The sequence below is a fragment of the Halopseudomonas sp. genome (assembly GCF_038130085.1).
Lineage (GTDB): Bacteria > Pseudomonadota > Gammaproteobacteria > Pseudomonadales > Pseudomonadaceae > Halopseudomonas.
The window spans coordinates 1-15,426 of record NZ_JAYPMU010000021.1 but is presented as its reverse complement, the minus strand read 5'-3'; the positions used below and the strand labels follow the sequence as shown (position 1 = coordinate 15,426).

General features: G+C 62.7%; 15 protein-coding genes. 9 read left to right on the top strand and 6 right to left on the bottom strand.

The window, feature by feature from the left end; genetic code table 11:
* Positions 1-4: 4 nt before the first annotated feature.
* The 5 genes from apaG to AAFM31_RS14180 are packed head-to-tail and all read right to left on the bottom strand — an operon-like array spanning position 5 to position 6,125.
* Complete coding sequence (gene apaG, locus AAFM31_RS14200; RefSeq protein ID WP_341708585.1) at positions 5-388, bottom strand: Co2+/Mg2+ efflux protein ApaG; 384 nt, start codon at positions 386-388, stop codon at positions 5-7.
* On the bottom strand, positions 385-1,194 hold the full coding sequence (gene rsmA / locus AAFM31_RS14195) for a 16S rRNA (adenine(1518)-N(6)/adenine(1519)-N(6))-dimethyltransferase RsmA (protein ID WP_341708584.1): 810 nt from the start codon (positions 1,192-1,194) through the stop codon (positions 385-387). Before rsmA ends, apaG begins: the two co-directional genes overlap by 4 nt.
* Positions 1,191-2,183, bottom strand: coding sequence for a 4-hydroxythreonine-4-phosphate dehydrogenase PdxA (gene pdxA / locus AAFM31_RS14190; RefSeq protein ID WP_341708583.1), 993 nt, complete (start codon positions 2,181-2,183; stop codon positions 1,191-1,193). Before pdxA ends, rsmA begins: the two co-directional genes overlap by 4 nt.
* On the bottom strand, positions 2,180-3,469 hold the full coding sequence (locus tag AAFM31_RS14185) for a peptidylprolyl isomerase (RefSeq protein WP_341708582.1): 1,290 nt from the start codon (positions 3,467-3,469) through the stop codon (positions 2,180-2,182). Before AAFM31_RS14185 ends, pdxA begins: the two co-directional genes overlap by 4 nt.
* On the bottom strand, positions 3,459-6,125 hold the full coding sequence (locus AAFM31_RS14180; protein WP_341708581.1) for an LPS-assembly protein LptD: 2,667 nt from the start codon (positions 6,123-6,125) through the stop codon (positions 3,459-3,461). Before AAFM31_RS14180 ends, AAFM31_RS14185 begins: the two co-directional genes overlap by 11 nt.
* Positions 6,126-6,324: 199 nt before the next feature.
* Between AAFM31_RS14180 and AAFM31_RS14175 the strand changes: the two genes are divergently transcribed.
* Genes AAFM31_RS14175 through AAFM31_RS14165 form a run of 3 tightly spaced genes read left to right on the top strand, consistent with a single transcriptional unit; the run spans position 6,325 to position 8,798 of the window.
* On the top strand, positions 6,325-7,341 hold the full coding sequence (locus AAFM31_RS14175) for a phosphotransferase (RefSeq protein ID WP_341708580.1): 1,017 nt from the start codon (positions 6,325-6,327) through the stop codon (positions 7,339-7,341).
* Positions 7,341-8,006, top strand: a complete 666-nt coding sequence (murU, locus tag AAFM31_RS14170) for an N-acetylmuramate alpha-1-phosphate uridylyltransferase MurU (protein ID WP_341708620.1) — start codon at positions 7,341-7,343, stop codon at positions 8,004-8,006. Before AAFM31_RS14175 ends, murU begins: the two co-directional genes overlap by 1 nt.
* A gap of 3 nt (positions 8,007-8,009) precedes the next feature.
* On the top strand, positions 8,010-8,798 hold the full coding sequence (locus tag AAFM31_RS14165) for a DnaJ domain-containing protein (RefSeq protein ID WP_341708579.1): 789 nt from the start codon (positions 8,010-8,012) through the stop codon (positions 8,796-8,798).
* 4 nt (positions 8,799-8,802) lie between these two features.
* On the opposite strand, the gene AAFM31_RS14160 is transcribed toward AAFM31_RS14165, so the two are convergent.
* Positions 8,803-9,759: a DUF3530 family protein gene (locus tag AAFM31_RS14160; protein ID WP_341708578.1), complete on the bottom strand. Its 957-nt coding sequence runs from the start codon at positions 9,757-9,759 to the stop codon at positions 8,803-8,805.
* Between the two features lie 96 nt (positions 9,760-9,855).
* On the opposite strand from AAFM31_RS14160, the gene rpe reads away from it, so the two are divergent.
* The 6 genes from rpe to trpC all read left to right on the top strand — a co-directional run bounded on the left by rpe (position 9,856) and on the right by trpC (position 15,332).
* Positions 9,856-10,530, top strand: coding sequence for a ribulose-phosphate 3-epimerase (gene rpe / locus AAFM31_RS14155; protein WP_341708577.1), 675 nt, complete (start codon positions 9,856-9,858; stop codon positions 10,528-10,530).
* Position 10,531: 1 nt separating this feature from the next.
* Complete coding sequence (locus AAFM31_RS14150) at positions 10,532-11,212, top strand: phosphoglycolate phosphatase (RefSeq protein ID WP_341708576.1); 681 nt, start codon at positions 10,532-10,534, stop codon at positions 11,210-11,212.
* Between the two features lie 176 nt (positions 11,213-11,388).
* The gene (trpE, locus tag AAFM31_RS14145; RefSeq protein ID WP_341708575.1) at positions 11,389-12,867 is read left to right on the top strand and encodes an anthranilate synthase component I; all 1,479 of its coding nucleotides are present in this window, start codon (positions 11,389-11,391) and stop codon (positions 12,865-12,867) included.
* Between the two features lie 12 nt (positions 12,868-12,879).
* Complete coding sequence (locus AAFM31_RS14140; protein ID WP_341708574.1) at positions 12,880-13,476, top strand: aminodeoxychorismate/anthranilate synthase component II; 597 nt, start codon at positions 12,880-12,882, stop codon at positions 13,474-13,476.
* An 18-nt stretch (positions 13,477-13,494) separates the two neighbouring features.
* Positions 13,495-14,541 (top strand): anthranilate phosphoribosyltransferase, encoded by a 1,047-nt coding sequence (gene trpD / locus AAFM31_RS14135; RefSeq protein ID WP_341708573.1) that lies wholly within the window; start codon positions 13,495-13,497, stop codon positions 14,539-14,541.
* Positions 14,538-15,332 carry an indole-3-glycerol phosphate synthase TrpC gene (gene trpC / locus AAFM31_RS14130; RefSeq protein ID WP_341708572.1) on the top strand — a complete coding sequence of 265 codons (795 nt, stop codon included), beginning with the start codon at positions 14,538-14,540 and terminating at the stop codon, positions 15,330-15,332. Before trpD ends, trpC begins: the two co-directional genes overlap by 4 nt.
* The last annotated feature ends 94 nt before the right edge of the window (positions 15,333-15,426 follow it).

Sequence of the window (15,426 nt, the reverse complement as noted above, 5' to 3'; positions counted from 1 at the left end):
TCGATCAGTTCAGTGCGTTGGGTTGTGCCAGACGGAAGCGCGGAATGCTGGCGCTAAAACTGTGGCCATCGCTGGCGCGCATGTCGTAGCTGCCTTCCATGGTGCCTACCGGAGTCTCCAGCATGCAGCCGCTGGTATAGGTGTGCTCGTTACCGGGCTCGATCAGCGGTTGCTCGCCCACCACGCCCGGGCCATCGACACGTTGCTGCTTGTTATTGCCATCGGTGATCAGCCAGTGGCGATGCAGCAACTGCGCAGCCACCGAGCCCTGGTTGCGGATGCTGATGGTATAGGCAAAGGCAAAGCGCTTCTTCTGCGGGTCGGATTGCTCCGGCAGGTAGCGGGTCTGCACCGTCACCTCGACGGCATATCGCTGCTCGACGCTCATGCGTTACCTGCCCGCTTGCGGGTCAGGCTGTTCGCCAGGCGCACGAAACCGGCCAGATCGACCTGCTCCGGGCGAGTGCCCGGATCAATGCCTTCGGCTTCGATCTCTTCCGCGCTCAGCAGTGACTTGAGGGTGTTGCGCAGGGTCTTGCGGCGCTGGTTGAAGGCGTCGCGGACCAGGATCTCGAGCACGTCCACATCATCGGCCGGATGCGGCATGGTGGCGTGTGGAATCAGGCGGACGATGGCCGAGTCGACCTTGGGCGCGGGGTTGAAGGCGCCGGGGCCGACGTCAAACAGGTGCTCAACCCGGCAATGGTACTGGACCATGATGCCGAGGCGGCCGTAGTGGTTCATGCCGGCGGTCGCCGCCAGCCGCTGCACTACTTCCTTCTGCAGCATGAAGTGCATGTCTTCGATACAGTCCGACTGCTCCAGCAGGTGGAACATCAACGGCGTAGAAATGTTGTACGGCAGGTTGCCGACCACGCGCAGTTTCTCGCCGTCAGCGACCAGATCCCGGAAGTTGAACTTGAGCGCGTCGCCCTTGTGCAGGCGGAAGCGGTCAAGGAAGCCGAACTGGCCCATCAGAATCGGGTGCAGGTCCTTGTCCAGTTCGACCACGTCAAGGCGCGCGCCGCTGGCCAGGAGACCTGAGGTGATGGCGCCCTGACCCGGGCCGATTTCGACCAGGTGATCAGTCTCGCGCGGACGGATCGAGCTAATGATCCGGTCGATGACGCCAGCGTCGTGCAGGAAGTTCTGACCAAAGCGCTTGCGCGCCTTGTGTTGGGGAAATTGACTCATACAGCCCTCCGGGCGTTGATCATCTGGATGGCGGTATCGAGGGCGACCTGCAGGCTGCCCGGGTTGGCCTGGCCCGTCCCGGCCAGGTCCAGGGCGGTGCCGTGATCAACCGAGGTGCGGATGATCGGCATGCCCAGAGTAATGTTGACGGCGTTGCCAAAGCCCTTGTGCTTGAGCACCGGCAGCCCCTGATCGTGATACATGGCCAGCACCGCGTCGGCCTGCTCTAGATGCTTGGGGGTAAACAGGGTATCGGCCGGCAGTGGGCCGATCAGCTCAATGCCTTCGCTGCGCAGGCGTTCCAGCGCAGGGATGATGACGTCGAGTTCTTCACGGCCCAGATGGCCATCTTCACCGGCATGCGGATTCAGGCCGCAGACCAGAATACGTGGGTCGCTCAAGCCGAATTTGGTCACCAGATCGTTGTGCAGGATGCGCACGACGCGCTCGATCAACGGGCCGGTAATGGCATCGGCAACCTGCCGCAGTGGCAGGTGGGTGGTGGCCAGCGCAACGCGCAGTCCTGGGCAGGCGAGCATCATCACTACCTGTTCGGTCGCGGTCTGCTCGGCAAAGAATTCGGTGTGGCCAGAAAACGGCACGCCCGCTTCGTTGATGATGCCCTTGTGCACCGGCGCGGTCACGATTGCGTCAAACAACCCCTTGATGGCGCCTGCGCCTGCCAGGCGCAGGGTTTCCAGCACATAGGCGGCGTTAGCTGCGCTCAGCTCGCCCGGTGTGCACGGTGCGCCGAGTGCTACGGGCAAAACGTGAAGCTGGCCGGCGGCCTGCGCGACAGGCAGCGCGTCCGGGTCAAACGGCAACAGCTCGACCGTCAGGCCGAGCTGTTGGGCGCGATCACGCAGAAGTTGCGGGTCGGCGATGACGACCCGCTCGCAGGGCGATGGGCGCTGCGCCAGCATCAGGCATAGATCGGGGCCAATACCCGCCGGCTCACCGGCGGTTATGGCAAGGCGCGCAGTGCTCACCCGTTCTTGATCTCGACGTAGGCCTCGTCGCGGATCTGCAGCAGCCAGGTCTGTAGCTCTTCCTCATACTTGCGGCTACGGATCAGGTTGATCGCTTGCTGCTCGCGCATCTCGTCGGTCATGTCGACGCTGCGGGTGCCGAGGATTTCCAGGATGTGCCAGCCGAATTGGGTCTGGAACGGACGGGACAGGGTGTTCTCCGGCGTAGTGGTCATCACCTCGCCGAACTCGGGCGTCATGGCCTCAGGGGTAACCCAATCCAGATCGCCGCCGTTCAGAGCGGTGCCCGGGTCTTCCGAATAGGCTTTGGCCAGTGCGGCAAAGGACTCACCGGCCTTGATGCGGTCATAGATCCGCTGGGTCAGTTGGGCGGCTTCGCCCTCGCTGCGGATTTCGCTTGGCTTGATCAGGATATGACGGACGTGGAATTCCTCGACCATCTGACCTTCGCCACCACGACGGTCCAGCAGCTTCAGAATGTGGATACCTGCGGGTGAGCGCATCGGCTGGGTTACGCCGCCGATGTCCAGAGCGTCAACGGCGCGGGCAAAGGGCGGGGGCAGCTGTGCGGCCTTGCGCCAGCCCAGTTCGCCACCTTCCAGTGCGGTATCGCCTGCCGAGCGGCTGGCGGCCAGAGTGTTGAAGTCGGCGCCGGTCTGGAGCTGGCGATAGATGTCATTGGCGGCGCGGCCAACTTTCTCTACCTCGCTCGGACTGGCACTCTCGGCCAGCGGCAACACGATCATTGCCAGGCGGTAATCGGCCGAGGTCTGATACTTGCCGACCTCCGAGTTAAGGAAGTTGCGTACTTCCTGATCGGTCACCTGGATGTTGTCGCGAACCCGGCGCTGGCGCACCCGGTTGATGATCATCTCGCGGCGGATCTGCTCGCGCACCTGGTTGAAGTTGATGCCATCCCGGGTCAGGGCGGCACGGAACTGGTCCAGGGTAACGCCGTTGCGGGCCGCGATCTGCTGCACGGCCTGGTCAAGTGACGCATCGTCAATGGTGATGCCGGCACGCTCGCCCATCTGCAGCTGGATGCTTTCCAGAATCAGGCGATCAAGCACTTGCGAGCGCAGCTCGCTGTCAGTCGGGGCGGGAGTGTCGTTTTGGGCAAACTGCTGGCGTACAGAGGCCATGCGTTCGTTTACCTGGCTGGCCATCACCACGTCGTTGTCGACAATCGCGGCGACGCGATCCAGCGGTTCTACGGCGGCCTGCGCGGCGCTGCTGAGGAAAATGCCTGCGCACAGGCTAAGGGCCGTAATCAACTTAGAATGCATTATCTTCACGCTCTCTATAACCGGGAATACCATCATCGAGGAGGCTGTCTACCTCGTTGCCGCTTACGCTGCCGAGCCCTTTGAGGACAATTTGCAGGAAGATGCCGCGATTGGCGTCATCGTTGGCGACGGATTCAAACTCGTTGTAGTCAACCCAGTACCGGTTGACGACGCGCAGCTTCCAGCAGCAGCTGTCGTACTCGAGACCTCCAAAGGCTTCGAGGGTTCGATCTTCTGCGAAATCATGCTGCCAGCGGCCGATCAGGCTCCACTGCGGGTTCAGCGGCCACATGAAGGACAGGTCGGACTGATCGATACGGCTGTCCGGGTCACGCTGGAAGGTGCCGGTCAGGGCACTGTAGGTGTTGATGTTATTGCGGTAGCGATAGCCCATATTCAGCACCTTGCGTGGCTCTGGCTGATAGTGGGCGAACACGCTGCCTGCGTCGCTGGTGCTGTCGTCCGGATCCCAGATCACGTCGGCGTTCACGCGCCAGGCATCGCTGACCTGATACATGGCTTCGGCGGCGTAGGCCGAAGACGAGGACTTCTCCGCCTCACGGGCGATACCGTCGGTTTCCAGCAACTGTACGTTGCGATCACGGAAGTAGAACACCTGACCGAAGCTGGCGCGGGCGCGTTCTTTGCCGTTGGCTTCCAGCGCGCGGCTGGTCAGGCCCAGCGACAGTTGGTTGGCGTCGGCGACGCGGTCGTTGCCGCTGAAGCGGTTGTCGCGGAACAGCGAGCTGTAGCTGAAGGTGTTCTGGTTAGTGTCGAACAGCGGTTGGTCGTCCTGGTCCTCGTCCGCGGCGTACAGGTAGAATGCGCGTGGCTCCAGGGTCTGGCGCAGGTTGCGTCCAAACCAGCTGGTGGAGCGGTCGAAGTACAGGCCGGCGTCCAGGCTGGCGACCGGAATGGTGCTGGAGGGGGTGTTGTTGGCCCCTGCGTAGTTGAAGCCGTCGGCGCGGGAGTCAAAGTCCAGATCGTAATAAGTGCTTTGAGTACGCACTTTCGGCGTGATGAACGCCCAGCTGTTGCGCCACGGGTAGCTCAGGCTCGGGCTGACGACTACGCGGTGGCCGGTGGCGCGCTGCAGGCCGACGAGGCTCTCGTCGGCAGTCAGGATCGGTTGGCCGAGGCTGTCGAGTTGGATGCCGTCTTTGCCGGTCAGGACGCCGCTGCCCAGGTTGCGATCAAAATACGCGTACTCGGCGTTGTAGCCAAAGCGCAGGCCGGTGTCACCGAGCCAGTTGGCACCGTCGAGACGCAGCTGAGGCAAGCGTTCGTAGGGGGTGACTGAGGTGATGGTCGCTAGTTCGTAGCCGTGTACAGCGGCCTGGAAACGCCAGCCGTCGCCGCGGTAAGTGACACCAGCACGCTGGTTGACGTAAGTGCCGGCACGCGCTTCGAGTGCGGTGTCTAGGTCCTGGAAGTAGAACGGGTCGCTGATGTCGGTGTAGTCGACCTCAGTGCTCCAGCGACTTTGCAGGCCGCCTTCGTGTTGCCAGCCGTACAGCCAGCGGTTCTCGCCGTATTCGCTGTCATTCAGGAACGCGGCGGTCAGGGTGCCTGCGTTGTCTTCCTTCAGATAGCGGAAGTCGCCTTCCATCTGCAGGCCGCGTTCGGACAGGTAGCGCGGGTACAGGGTGGCGTCGTAGTTGGGCGCGATATTGAAGTAGTAAGGCGTCTCGATCTCGGTGCCGTTATCGGACGAGTAGCTGAACGACGGGGTCAGCAGGCCGGTCTGGCGGCGGTCGTCGATCGGGAAGTACATGTACGGGGTGTAGAACACCGGTACGTCTTTCACCCGCAGGGTAACGTGCTTGGCTTCGCCCCAGCCGGTCTCGCGATCCAGCTCGATGTCCTTGCCGTGCAGCGACCAGGTGTTCTCGCCCGGCTCGCAAGTGGTATAGCTGCCGTCGCTGATGACGATGACAGCGTCGTCACGGCGCATCAGCTTTTCTGCGGTACCGCGTGCTCCGGCGTCGTGAACGACGTACTCGACGCCGTCAATGCGCGTTTCACCGTTGTCGATCCGCATGGATGCCTGGTTACCGAGCACCAGTACGCCCTGATCACGCAGACGGACGTTGCCCTGGAGCACCGCCTGAGCGTTGGCCTGGTCAAAGCTGGCCTGGTCGGCCCGCGCTTGCAGGCGACCCTGGCGCAGCAATACATCACCCTGCAGGACGCCGGTCTGGTTGCCTTGCTCGAAACGGCTGGAGTCCGCCGACGCGTAAACGGGCAACTGGTCAAACGGGGTGGAGTCGTCGCGGCCACTGCGCTCGGGCTCTACATAGGCGCCGCCGCAGTAGGGGGCGATGGCCGCCTGTTGCTCGCTGCTCAGTTGCTCCCGCGGTACCCAGTCCAGACGACTGAAGTCAGTGCTGGCGCTGGCGCGGCCGACACTCAGCGGTGCCGCCGTTTCGGCTGCCTTGACCACACTGTCGGTGACCGGCGCTGGGGCCGGCGCCTGACGGGGCGGTCTGGGCGGCAATTCGCCCCTGGGTTGCAGCGGCTCGCAGGACCAGCTATTGCCGGCGGGGCGGCACTGAACCTGGTTGGCTGCTACTGAACTCAGCGGCTGCACCAGCAGCAGAGAGCTGGCCAGCAACATCGGAAAGGAGGAGCGAAAGGGAGGAGTACGGTAGGCCATTATGTAATTGTCCGGGCTTCCAGTCGGTGCGTGCTCGCGACGCCTTGTGCGAGGAGAATGCAATCTGCATGCTGTGTCAGTCGAGCAAGATAACGGATAATAAAGCATCACGCGATGCCTGATCTAGGAATGGGCAGAATTAATGCCATTGGGCCGCTATCCGGCTGGCTGGTGGTGATGACGCACAAGTGGGAGCACGATGGATTCACGACAGCAACAGATGCAACTTTGGCTGGATCAGGCTTTGCCGCAGGCTGCCGCGGCGCTTGGCTGGGATGATCTGCCCTCCGGCGAGCTGGCACCCGCGAGTGCTGATGCGAGCTTTCGCCGCTATTTTCGCTGGCAGTCGGGCGACCGCAGCCTGATCATCATGGATGCGCCGCCCGAACACGAGAATAGCGAACCCTTTGTACGCATTACCCGGTTGCTGCAGGACGCGGGAGTACGCGTGCCACGCTTGTTTGCCGAGGGTCTCGCTCAAGGCTTTCTGCTGCTGGAGGACATGGGCGCGAAAACTTACTTGCAGACCATAGAGCAAGGGGTGGCGCCGGACGAGCTGGAGCGCATGTTTGCCGGCGCAATCTCCAGTCTGATTCGCTGGCAACTCGCCAGTCGGCCCAATGTGTTGCCTGACTACGATGAGGCCGTGCTGCGCCGCGAACTGGCGTTGTTCCCGGACTGGTATGTGGCGCGTCAGCTTGGGCGCAGCTTCTCCGCTGAAGAGCAGTTGCTTTGGGATCAGGTGCAGACATTGCTGCTCGACAGCAATCTTGGCGAGGCCAAGGTATTTGTTCATCGGGACTATATGCCACGCAACCTGATGACCGCCGAGGGTGAGCCGGGCGTGCTCGACTTTCAGGACGCGCTCTACGGGCCGGTCAGCTACGACGTCACCTCATTGTTCGCCGATGCCTTCTACAGCTGGCCGGTCGCTGAGCGCAGGCAATGGCTTACGCACTATTGGCAGCAGGCACTTGCCGCCGGAGTGCCGGTACCAAATGACCTGGATATCTTTCTTGCCCAGGCGCGGCTGATGGGCGTGCAGCGTCATCTCAAGGTATTGGGCATCTTTGCCCGTATCTGTCACCGCGACGGCAAGCCGCATTATCTGAAAGATGCGCCGCGCTTTGTTCGCTACCTGCGCGACGCCTGCGCCGCTGATCAGCGGTTGGCGCCGCTGAGCGCCTTGCTCGACAGTCTGGGGCTGGCCGCATGATGAGGGCGATGGTGCTGGCCGCCGGCAAGGGTGAGCGGATGCGCCCGCTGACCCTGCATACCCCCAAACCGTTGCTGCCGGTCGCCGGCAAACCGCTACTGCAGTGGCATATTGAAGCGCTGCTGGCCGCAGGGGTGAGTGAGCTGGTGATCAATCACGCCTGGCTCGGGGAGCAGATCGAGCGCTATTTTGAAGATGGCGAGCGCTTTGGTGTGCGCATTCGCTGGTCTGCCGAAGGCGAGCCACTGGAGACCGGAGGCGGTATCCGCAAGGCCTTGCCGCTGCTGGGCGATGCGCCTTTTGTTCTGGTCAATGGTGATGTCTGGACCCGCTACGATTTCGCTCAGCTGGCGCTGCCGGAAGGCATGCTCGCGCATTTGGTATTGATCGATAACCCTGCCCATAACCCTGGCGGCGATTTTGTGCTGGCCGGCGGGATGGTCAGTAATCCCGCCGCAGGCGCGCCCGGGCTGACTTATAGCGGTATTGCGGTATTGCATCCTGAGCTGCTGGCAGGGCAGTCAGCGGGCGCATTTGCCTTGGCACCGCTGCTGCGTGTGGCTGCGGATCAGGGGCGCGTTAGCGGGGAACACTATCGTGGGATCTGGATTGATGTTGGTACGCCGGAGCGGCTGGCCGATGCTGACCGCGTGGCGAGGGGCTGATCGATGCTCTGGCCGGTAACCGTCTTGGGCGCGCTGGTGGGCGGGCTTGGTGGCGCCGTGCCCGGCGCCGTGCTGGGCGCTGTTGTCGGGCATGCGCTGGATCGCCACTGGCAACTGCGTCATTGGCGAGATCTGCCTGATCGGCTGGCACAGCTGCGCGGTGCTGGTAACAGCTTTGAACGCGTGCTGTTTCTGTGCATGGGGCGGCTGGCCAAGGCTAGCGGCCGAGTGACGCAAGGGCACCTGCAGCTGGCGCGGGATCTGATGCAGCAGTATCGGCTGGAAGGCGACGCCAGGCTGCAGGCGATGCACGATTTCAATGAAGGTAAGCAAGGTGGTGATCTCATCAAGGTGGTGCGTGAGCTGTGCCGGCGCGAGCCGGGGCGCGCTGCTGAGCTGATGGATAGCTGCTGGCGGATGGGTGTACTGCCGGGGCGTCTGAGTGATGAGGTTCGGGAGCTGTTGGCGGGCTGGTCAAAGGTCGCCGGGTTGGGGCAAGCCGAGCAGCAGCGAATGCATCGGCGGCACCAACACCGTAGTCAGGGTCGGGCAAACCGTGCGGCGGTGGCGCAGGAGGACCGGCTGCAGCAGGCGGCGAGCTTGCTAAAGGTCAGTCTCAGTGATTCGCCTGAAGTGATAAAACGTGCCTACCGCCGTCAACTCAGTCTGCATCATCCGGACAAGCTGGCTGCCCGTGGCGTCAGCGCGGCGCAGCAGAGTGGGGCGGGCGAACGCATTCGGCAGATTCAGCAGGCCTACGAGACGCTGCGGCGTCATCGCGGTTTTCGCTGACGGTCTACGGCGTGACCTCTGGCTGGGGCGGTTGATAATGGCGAGTCAGCCAGCCGCGTAGCCGCTTGTCCAGCATGTCGTCGGCAAGGGCCGATCGAGCCATCGGTGCCAGATCCATCTGTTGGTAGCCCTGATTGCCGGTCCGGCGGGCGATGCGAAGGTGGCTTGCGGCGAGCTGTCGATCAGGTGTTATTTCAAGGTTGAGCATCTCGAGTAGCGGGCGTTCGTTGTTCTCAAGCAGGCTGTCCAGGCTTGGCTCCGGTGATGACGATGGCTGGCGGACTTGCTGCAGGATCAGCGTTGCCGGGGGCTGGTCCTTAGCGCTGGTACTGGCAGCCACGAGCGCCCAGTAAGCGGATTCGTCTCGCGCAATAATGTGTACCTGTTGTGCGCCTTCACCCTCCAGAACCTGCCAGCCGGCGCGAATCAGGGCTGCTGCCCGCTCGCTGTAGCGCGCTTCGGGTGGCGCCTCTGGCAGCGCATCAATCTGGTCGCTGGCAGCCAGTAGTTCGTCTTCAGGGACGATCTCGGGGGTGGGGGCTTCGCTGGCTGCCGTCGGCTCTGCCGGCTCGGGTGCGACGTCAATCATTGGTGCAGGCGGCGCATCGGGCAGGCTGATTGCCAAGGTGTGCCAGCCTGCATCGCTCAGGCTGGTGCGGGCCGGGCCAATCAGCTCGGGCCAGTTGGCGTGTTCCCCGGGGCCGGCGATCAGCAGGATGCCGCCTAGTGGCTCTGGTCTGGCGGCTGGCAGAAAGAGTCCGAGCTGCGACTCTCCGGCGAACGCCAGCTGCCGTTGCTCTGTGGTCGGGGCCTCGCGCTTCAGCGCCTGCTGGTACTGGATATCGCGGGAGACGGCTGACGCGCGTTCGGTTGCGCCCGCGTCAGCTGCTGGTGCGGCTGGTTCCTGGGCGTGAGCGATGCTGCAAAGGCAGAGCAGGGCAATAACGGTTGGCGCGCGCATGGGGTCCGTCTCGGTCCGAAGTCCTGATGAGTATAACCGCGGCGGATAGGGTAAACTGGCCGGCATTTCCGTGTCTGCCCCTGCCGAGGTCTCCCAATGCTCGATTACGCCATTGCGCCGTCCATTCTGTCCGCCGATTTTGCCCGTCTGGGTGAAGATGTTGATCGAGTACTGGCGGCTGGTGCCGACATCGTCCACTTCGATGTCATGGATAACCACTACGTGCCGAACCTGACCATCGGGCCGATGGTCTGCTCGGCGCTGCGCAAGTACGGCGTTACCGCGCCGATCGACGTGCACCTGATGGTCAAGCCGGTAGATCGCATCATCGGTGACTTCCTCGAGGCCGGCGCCAGCTACATTACTTTCCACCCGGAAGCGTCCGAGCACATCGACCGCTCGCTGCAGCTGATCAAGGATGGTGGCGCCAAGGCTGGGCTGGTGTTCAATCCGGCGACCTCGCTGGATGCGCTCAAGTACGTGATGGACAAGGTCGACATGGTCCTGCTGATGAGCGTGAATCCGGGCTTCGGTGGCCAGAAGTTCATCCCGGGCACCCTGGACAAGCTGCGCGAGGCGCGTGCCCTGATCGATGCCAGTGGCCGCGAGATTCGTCTGGAGATCGACGGCGGCGTCAACGAACAGAACATCCGCGCCATCGCCGAAGCCGGCGCCGATACCTTTGTTGCCGGTTCTGCAATCTTCAACAAGCCGGACTACAAGGCCGTGATCGACACCATGCGTGCGGAGCTGGCGCAGGCCAAGCGCTGATATGCCGTTGTTGCACGAGTTGTTCGCTGGCGAGCTGCCCAGGCTGGTGATGTTTGATCTGGACGGCACCCTGATCGACTCGGTGCCGGATCTGGCGGCGGCGGTGGATGTGATGCTGGGCCAGCTTGGGCGTGACTCGGCGGGTGTCGAGCAGGTCCGCCACTGGGTCGGCAACGGTGCGCGGGTGTTGGTGCGCCGGGCGCTGGCTGGCGATATCGAGCACGCGCACATTGGCGAAGCGGAGACCGAGCAGGCACTGGAACTGTTTCTTCAGGCTTACGCCGGCGATCACTCGCGCAGCACGGTTTACCCCGGCGTCCGCGCCTTGCTCGATTCGCTTGTGGCCGAGCAGGTACCGCTGGCGCTGATTACCAACAAGCCGAGTCGCTTTGTGCCGGAGCTGCTGGCCGAAAAACAGCTCGATGGCTACTTCCGCTGGCTGGTCGGTGGTGACACTCTGCCGGTGCAGAAGCCGGACCCGGCAGCGCTCCACTGGGTCATGCAGCAGGCTGGTGTGTCAGCGCCGCAGGCGCTGTTTGTGGGGGACTCGCGCAGCGATGTACTGGCGGCGAAGGCGGCTGGGGTGCCGGTGGTAGCCGTCAGCTACGGCTACAATCACGGCCGGCCGATTGCCTCGGAGAACCCGGATTTGCTGGTTGATTCGCTTGACGCGCTCATATAGGCTTGCTCGGGTATCCCCACCAGTGATGGATCAGCCGTGTTTGTCAGCAATCGCAAACTGATGAGAGTTATCAAGGCGCTCGCCCGCTGGCGTTGGCGTACCTGAACTGTCCTCGCTCGCTCCCGAGTGCGAGCACCCCTGTTTGCGTATGACTTACCCTGCCTTTGAGGCTGATCATGACCCGAGACGAATTCCTTCGCCTGGCTGCCCAGGATTGCAACCGTGTACCCGTTGTACGCGAGGTGCTGGCCGACCTTGAAACTCCGCTTTCCACCTATCTGAAACTGGCCGACGGCGCCTATTCTTACCTGCTCGAATCGGTGCAGGGCGGCGAGAAGTGGGGCCGCTATTCCATCATCGGCCTGCCGGCGCGGACCGTGCTGCGCGTCGATGGCCATACTGCGACCGTGCTGGTGGACGGCGTCGAGCAGGAGCGTCACGAGTGTGCCGATCCGCTGGACTTTGTCGAAACCTTTAAGGCCCGTTACCGGGTGCCGAGCATTCCCGGCTTGCCGCGCTTCAATGGCGGGTTGGTCGGCTACTTTGGCTACGACTGCGTGCGCTATGTCGAGCCGCGTCTGGCAGCGACAGTTAATTCGGACGTGCTGGGCACGCCGGACATCCTGCTGATGGTGTCCGACGAGGTTGTCGTATTCGATAACCTTGCCGGCAAGCTGCACGCCATCGTGCTGGCCGACCCGAGCGCCGACGATGCCTTCGAACAGGCCAATGCCCGCCTGGATCAACTGTTGGAGCAGCTGCGTCTGCCGACGCCGGCGCGCAAACTGATTGATCTGGCCGCGCCGGTCGATATTGATTTGGAATACCGCGCCAGTTTCACCCGCGAAGACTACGAGCGGGCAGTCGACACCATCAAGGAATACATCCTTGCCGGTGACTGCATGCAGGTGGTGCCGTCCCAGCGCATGAGCATCGATTTCAAGGCCGAGCCGATCGATCTGTACCGTGCCCTGCGCAGTCAGAACCCGACGCCTTACATGTACTTCTTCAATTTCGGTGACTTCCACGTGGTCGGCAGCTCGCCCGAAGTGCTGGTGCGCGTCGAAGAGGGTGAAGTCACCGTGCGCCCGATTGCCGGTACCCGCCCGCGTGGTGCGACCGAGGAGGCCGATCTGGCGCTGGAGCAGGATCTGCTCTCCGACGCCAAGGAAATCGCCGAGCACCTGATGCTGATCGACCTTGGCCGCAATGACGTTGGCCGCGTGGCGCAGATCGGCAAGGTCAAGGTGACCGAGAAGATGGTCATCGAGCGCTATTCCAACGTCATGCACATCGTCTCCAACGTGCAGGGCCAGCTCAAGCCGGAACTGACCGCGATGGACGCGCTGCGCGCTATTTTGCCGGCGGGCACACTTTCAGGCGCGCCGAAGATTCGCGCGATGGAAATTATCGACGAGCTGGAACCGGTCAAGCGTGGCGTCTACGGCGGCGCGGTCGGTTACTGGGCGTGGAATGGCAACATGGACACGGCCATCGCGATTCGTACCGCGGTGATCAAGGATGGCGAGCTGCATGTGCAGGCCGGTGGCGGCATTGTGGCCGACTCGGTGCCTGCGCTGGAGTGGGAAGAGACCATCAACAAGCGTCGCGCCATGTTCCGTGCGATTGCCCTCGCTGAACAATCGGCCCGGTAAAGGAGAAAAGCCATGCTGCTGATGATCGATAACTACGACTCCTTTACCTACAACGTGGTGCAATACCTCGGCGAGCTGGGTGCAGACGTCAAGGTCGTGCGCAACGACGAGCTGACTGTCGCCGAGATCGAAGCCCTCAACCCCGAGCGCATTGTCGTCTCCCCCGGCCCGTGTACCCCCAACGAAGCAGGCGTCTCGGTGCCGGTGCTCAAGCACTTTGCCGGCAAGCTGCCGATTCTCGGCATCTGCCTCGGCCACCAGAGTATTGGTCAGGCCTTCGGCGGTGATGTGGTGCGTGCGCGTCAGGTTATGCACGGCAAGACCAGTCCGGTCTACCATGAAGGTTTGGGCGTGTTTGCCGGCCTCAACAACCCGCTGACCGTGACTCGCTATCACTCGCTGGTAATCAGTCGTGACACCCTGCCCGATTGCCTGGAGCTGACCGCCTGGACCCAGCGCGAGGACGGCAGTGTTGACGAAATCATGGGCGTACGCCACCGCGAGTACATGATCGAGGGTGTGCAGTTCCATCCCGAGTCGATCCTGTCCGAACAGGGACACGAAATGCTCGCCAACTTCCTCAAGCAGCAGGGCGGCATGCGCCGCTGATCAGCAAGGAGAGACGGAATGGATATCAAGACAGCCCTCGGCAAGGTGGTTGATCAGCTGGATCTGTCCACCGAGGAAATGCAGGACGTCATGCGTCAGATCATGACCGGCCAGTGCACCGACGCGCAGATCGGTGGCTTTCTGGTTGCCCTGCGTATGAAGAGTGAAACTCTCGACGAAATTACCGGCGCAGCCATGGTCATGCGCGAGCTGGCTTCCGGCGTACATATCAATGCCGAGCGCCTGGTCGACACCTGTGGCACCGGCGGCGATGGCGCCAATATCTTCAACGTGTCTACCGCTGCCGCATTGGTGGTTGCTGCCGCTGGCGGCCGGGTCGCGAAGCACGGCAATCGCGCGGTATCCGGCAAGAGCGGCAGTGCCGATTTGCTGGAGGCTGCGGGTGTGAATCTCAATCTGACGCCCGAGCAGGTTGCGCGCTGCGTGGAAAGCGTTGGCGTCGGCTTTATGTTTGCGCCGGCCCATCACGGCGCGATGAAGCACGCCATCGGCCCGCGCCGCGAGCTGGGCATGCGTACCATCTTCAACATGCTCGGCCCAATGACAAACCCCGCTGGGGTCAAGCATCAGGTCATCGGTGTGTTTACCCAGGCGCTGTGCCGGCCGATTGCCGAGGTGCTCAAGCGCTTGGGCAGCGAGCACGTGCTGGTGGTGCACTCCAAGGACGGCCTGGACGAGCTGAGTCTGGCTGCAACCAGCCACATCGCCGAGCTGAAAGACGGCGAAATCCGTGAGTACGACGTCAGCCCGGAAGAGCTTGGTATCAAGAGCCGCTCGCTGATCGGTCTGACGGTCGAGGATGCAGCCGCGTCGCTCAAGCTGATCCGTGATGCGCTGGGCAAGCGCGAGACCGAGGCGGGTGAAAAGGCCGCCGATATCATCATTCTCAACGCCGGTGCAGCGCTTTACGCGGCGGATCACGCGACCAGTCTGCTTGAAGGCGTCAAACTTGCCTCCGATGCGCTTTACTCAGGGCTGGCGCGGGAAAAACTCAACGAACTCATCGCCTTTACCGAGGTATTCCGGGAGGAAGCAGCACAATGAGCGTGCCGACCATCTTGCAGAACATCGTCGCGCGCAAGCACGAGGAAGTAGCGGAGCGTCTTCAGCAGCGTAGCCTGGCCGAGCTGGAGCAGCTGGCGGCCGCTGCGTCGCCTACCCGAGGCTTCGCCAAGGCGATTCAGGATGCCGCGGCGGCGCGTCGCCCGGGCGTGATTGCCGAGATCAAGAAGGCTTCGCCGAGCAAGGGCGTGCTGCGCGAGGACTTTCAGCCGGCCGAGATCGCTGCCAGCTATGAGACGGGCGGTGCGGTCTGTCTGTCGGTGCTGACCGATGTCGACTTCTTCCAGGGCCACGACGATTACCTGCAGCAGTCCCGTGCGGCCTGTGCGCTGCCGGTGATTCGTAAGGATTTCATGATCGATCCGTATCAGATCGTCGAAGCGCGCGCTCTGGGTGCTGACTGCGTGCTGCTGATCGCCGCCTGCCTGGACGATGTGCAGATGGGCGAGCTGGCAGCAACTGCGCAGCAACACGGGCTGGATGTGCTGGTCGAGGTGCACGATGCCGCCGAGCTGGAGCGCGGCCTCAAGCTGGATACCCCGCTAATCGGTATCAATAACCGTAATCTGCACACCTTTGAGGTGACGCTGGATACCACCCTTGAACTGATTCCGCAGATTCCGCGGGGCAAGACGCTGGTAACCGAAAGCGGCATTCTGCATCGCACCGACGTGGAGCTGATGCTGGCGCATGAGGTCTACGGCTTTTTGGTCGGCGAGGCCTTTATGCGCGCCGGTAATCCAGGGCAGGAACTCAAGCGTCTGTTCTTCTGATACGGGCTGTCAGGTACTGACAAGAAACCTCCTTCGGGAGGTTTCAGACTGCTGACGAACCCCGCATTTTCGCGGGGTTTCGTTTTTCTGGGAC

What these genes read in the sequence shown, in the direction of transcription:
- AAFM31_RS14165 (WP_341708579.1), top strand. Translation starts at nt 8,010, where the DNA reads ATGCTCTGGCCGGTAACCGTCTTGGGCGCGCTGGTGGGCGGGCTTGGT.
- AAFM31_RS14140 (WP_341708574.1), top strand. Translation starts at nt 12,880, where the DNA reads ATGCTGCTGATGATCGATAACTACGACTCCTTTACCTACAACGTGGTG.
- murU (WP_341708620.1), top strand. Translation starts at nt 7,341, where the DNA reads ATGAGGGCGATGGTGCTGGCCGCCGGCAAGGGTGAGCGGATGCGCCCG.
- AAFM31_RS14180 (WP_341708581.1), bottom strand. Translation starts at nt 6,125, where the DNA reads ATGGCCTACCGTACTCCTCCCTTTCGCTCCTCCTTTCCGATGTTGCTG.
- trpE (WP_341708575.1), top strand. Translation starts at nt 11,389, where the DNA reads ATGACCCGAGACGAATTCCTTCGCCTGGCTGCCCAGGATTGCAACCGT.
- apaG (WP_341708585.1), bottom strand. Translation starts at nt 388, where the DNA reads ATGAGCGTCGAGCAGCGATATGCCGTCGAGGTGACGGTGCAGACCCGC.
- AAFM31_RS14175 (WP_341708580.1), top strand. Translation starts at nt 6,325, where the DNA reads ATGGATTCACGACAGCAACAGATGCAACTTTGGCTGGATCAGGCTTTG.
- AAFM31_RS14150 (WP_341708576.1), top strand. Translation starts at nt 10,532, where the DNA reads ATGCCGTTGTTGCACGAGTTGTTCGCTGGCGAGCTGCCCAGGCTGGTG.
- AAFM31_RS14185 (WP_341708582.1), bottom strand. Translation starts at nt 3,469, where the DNA reads ATGCATTCTAAGTTGATTACGGCCCTTAGCCTGTGCGCAGGCATTTTC.
- rpe (WP_341708577.1), top strand. Translation starts at nt 9,856, where the DNA reads ATGCTCGATTACGCCATTGCGCCGTCCATTCTGTCCGCCGATTTTGCC.
- trpC (WP_341708572.1), top strand. Translation starts at nt 14,538, where the DNA reads ATGAGCGTGCCGACCATCTTGCAGAACATCGTCGCGCGCAAGCACGAG.
- AAFM31_RS14160 (WP_341708578.1), bottom strand. Translation starts at nt 9,759, where the DNA reads ATGCGCGCGCCAACCGTTATTGCCCTGCTCTGCCTTTGCAGCATCGCT.
- trpD (WP_341708573.1), top strand. Translation starts at nt 13,495, where the DNA reads ATGGATATCAAGACAGCCCTCGGCAAGGTGGTTGATCAGCTGGATCTG.
- rsmA (WP_341708584.1), bottom strand. Translation starts at nt 1,194, where the DNA reads ATGAGTCAATTTCCCCAACACAAGGCGCGCAAGCGCTTTGGTCAGAAC.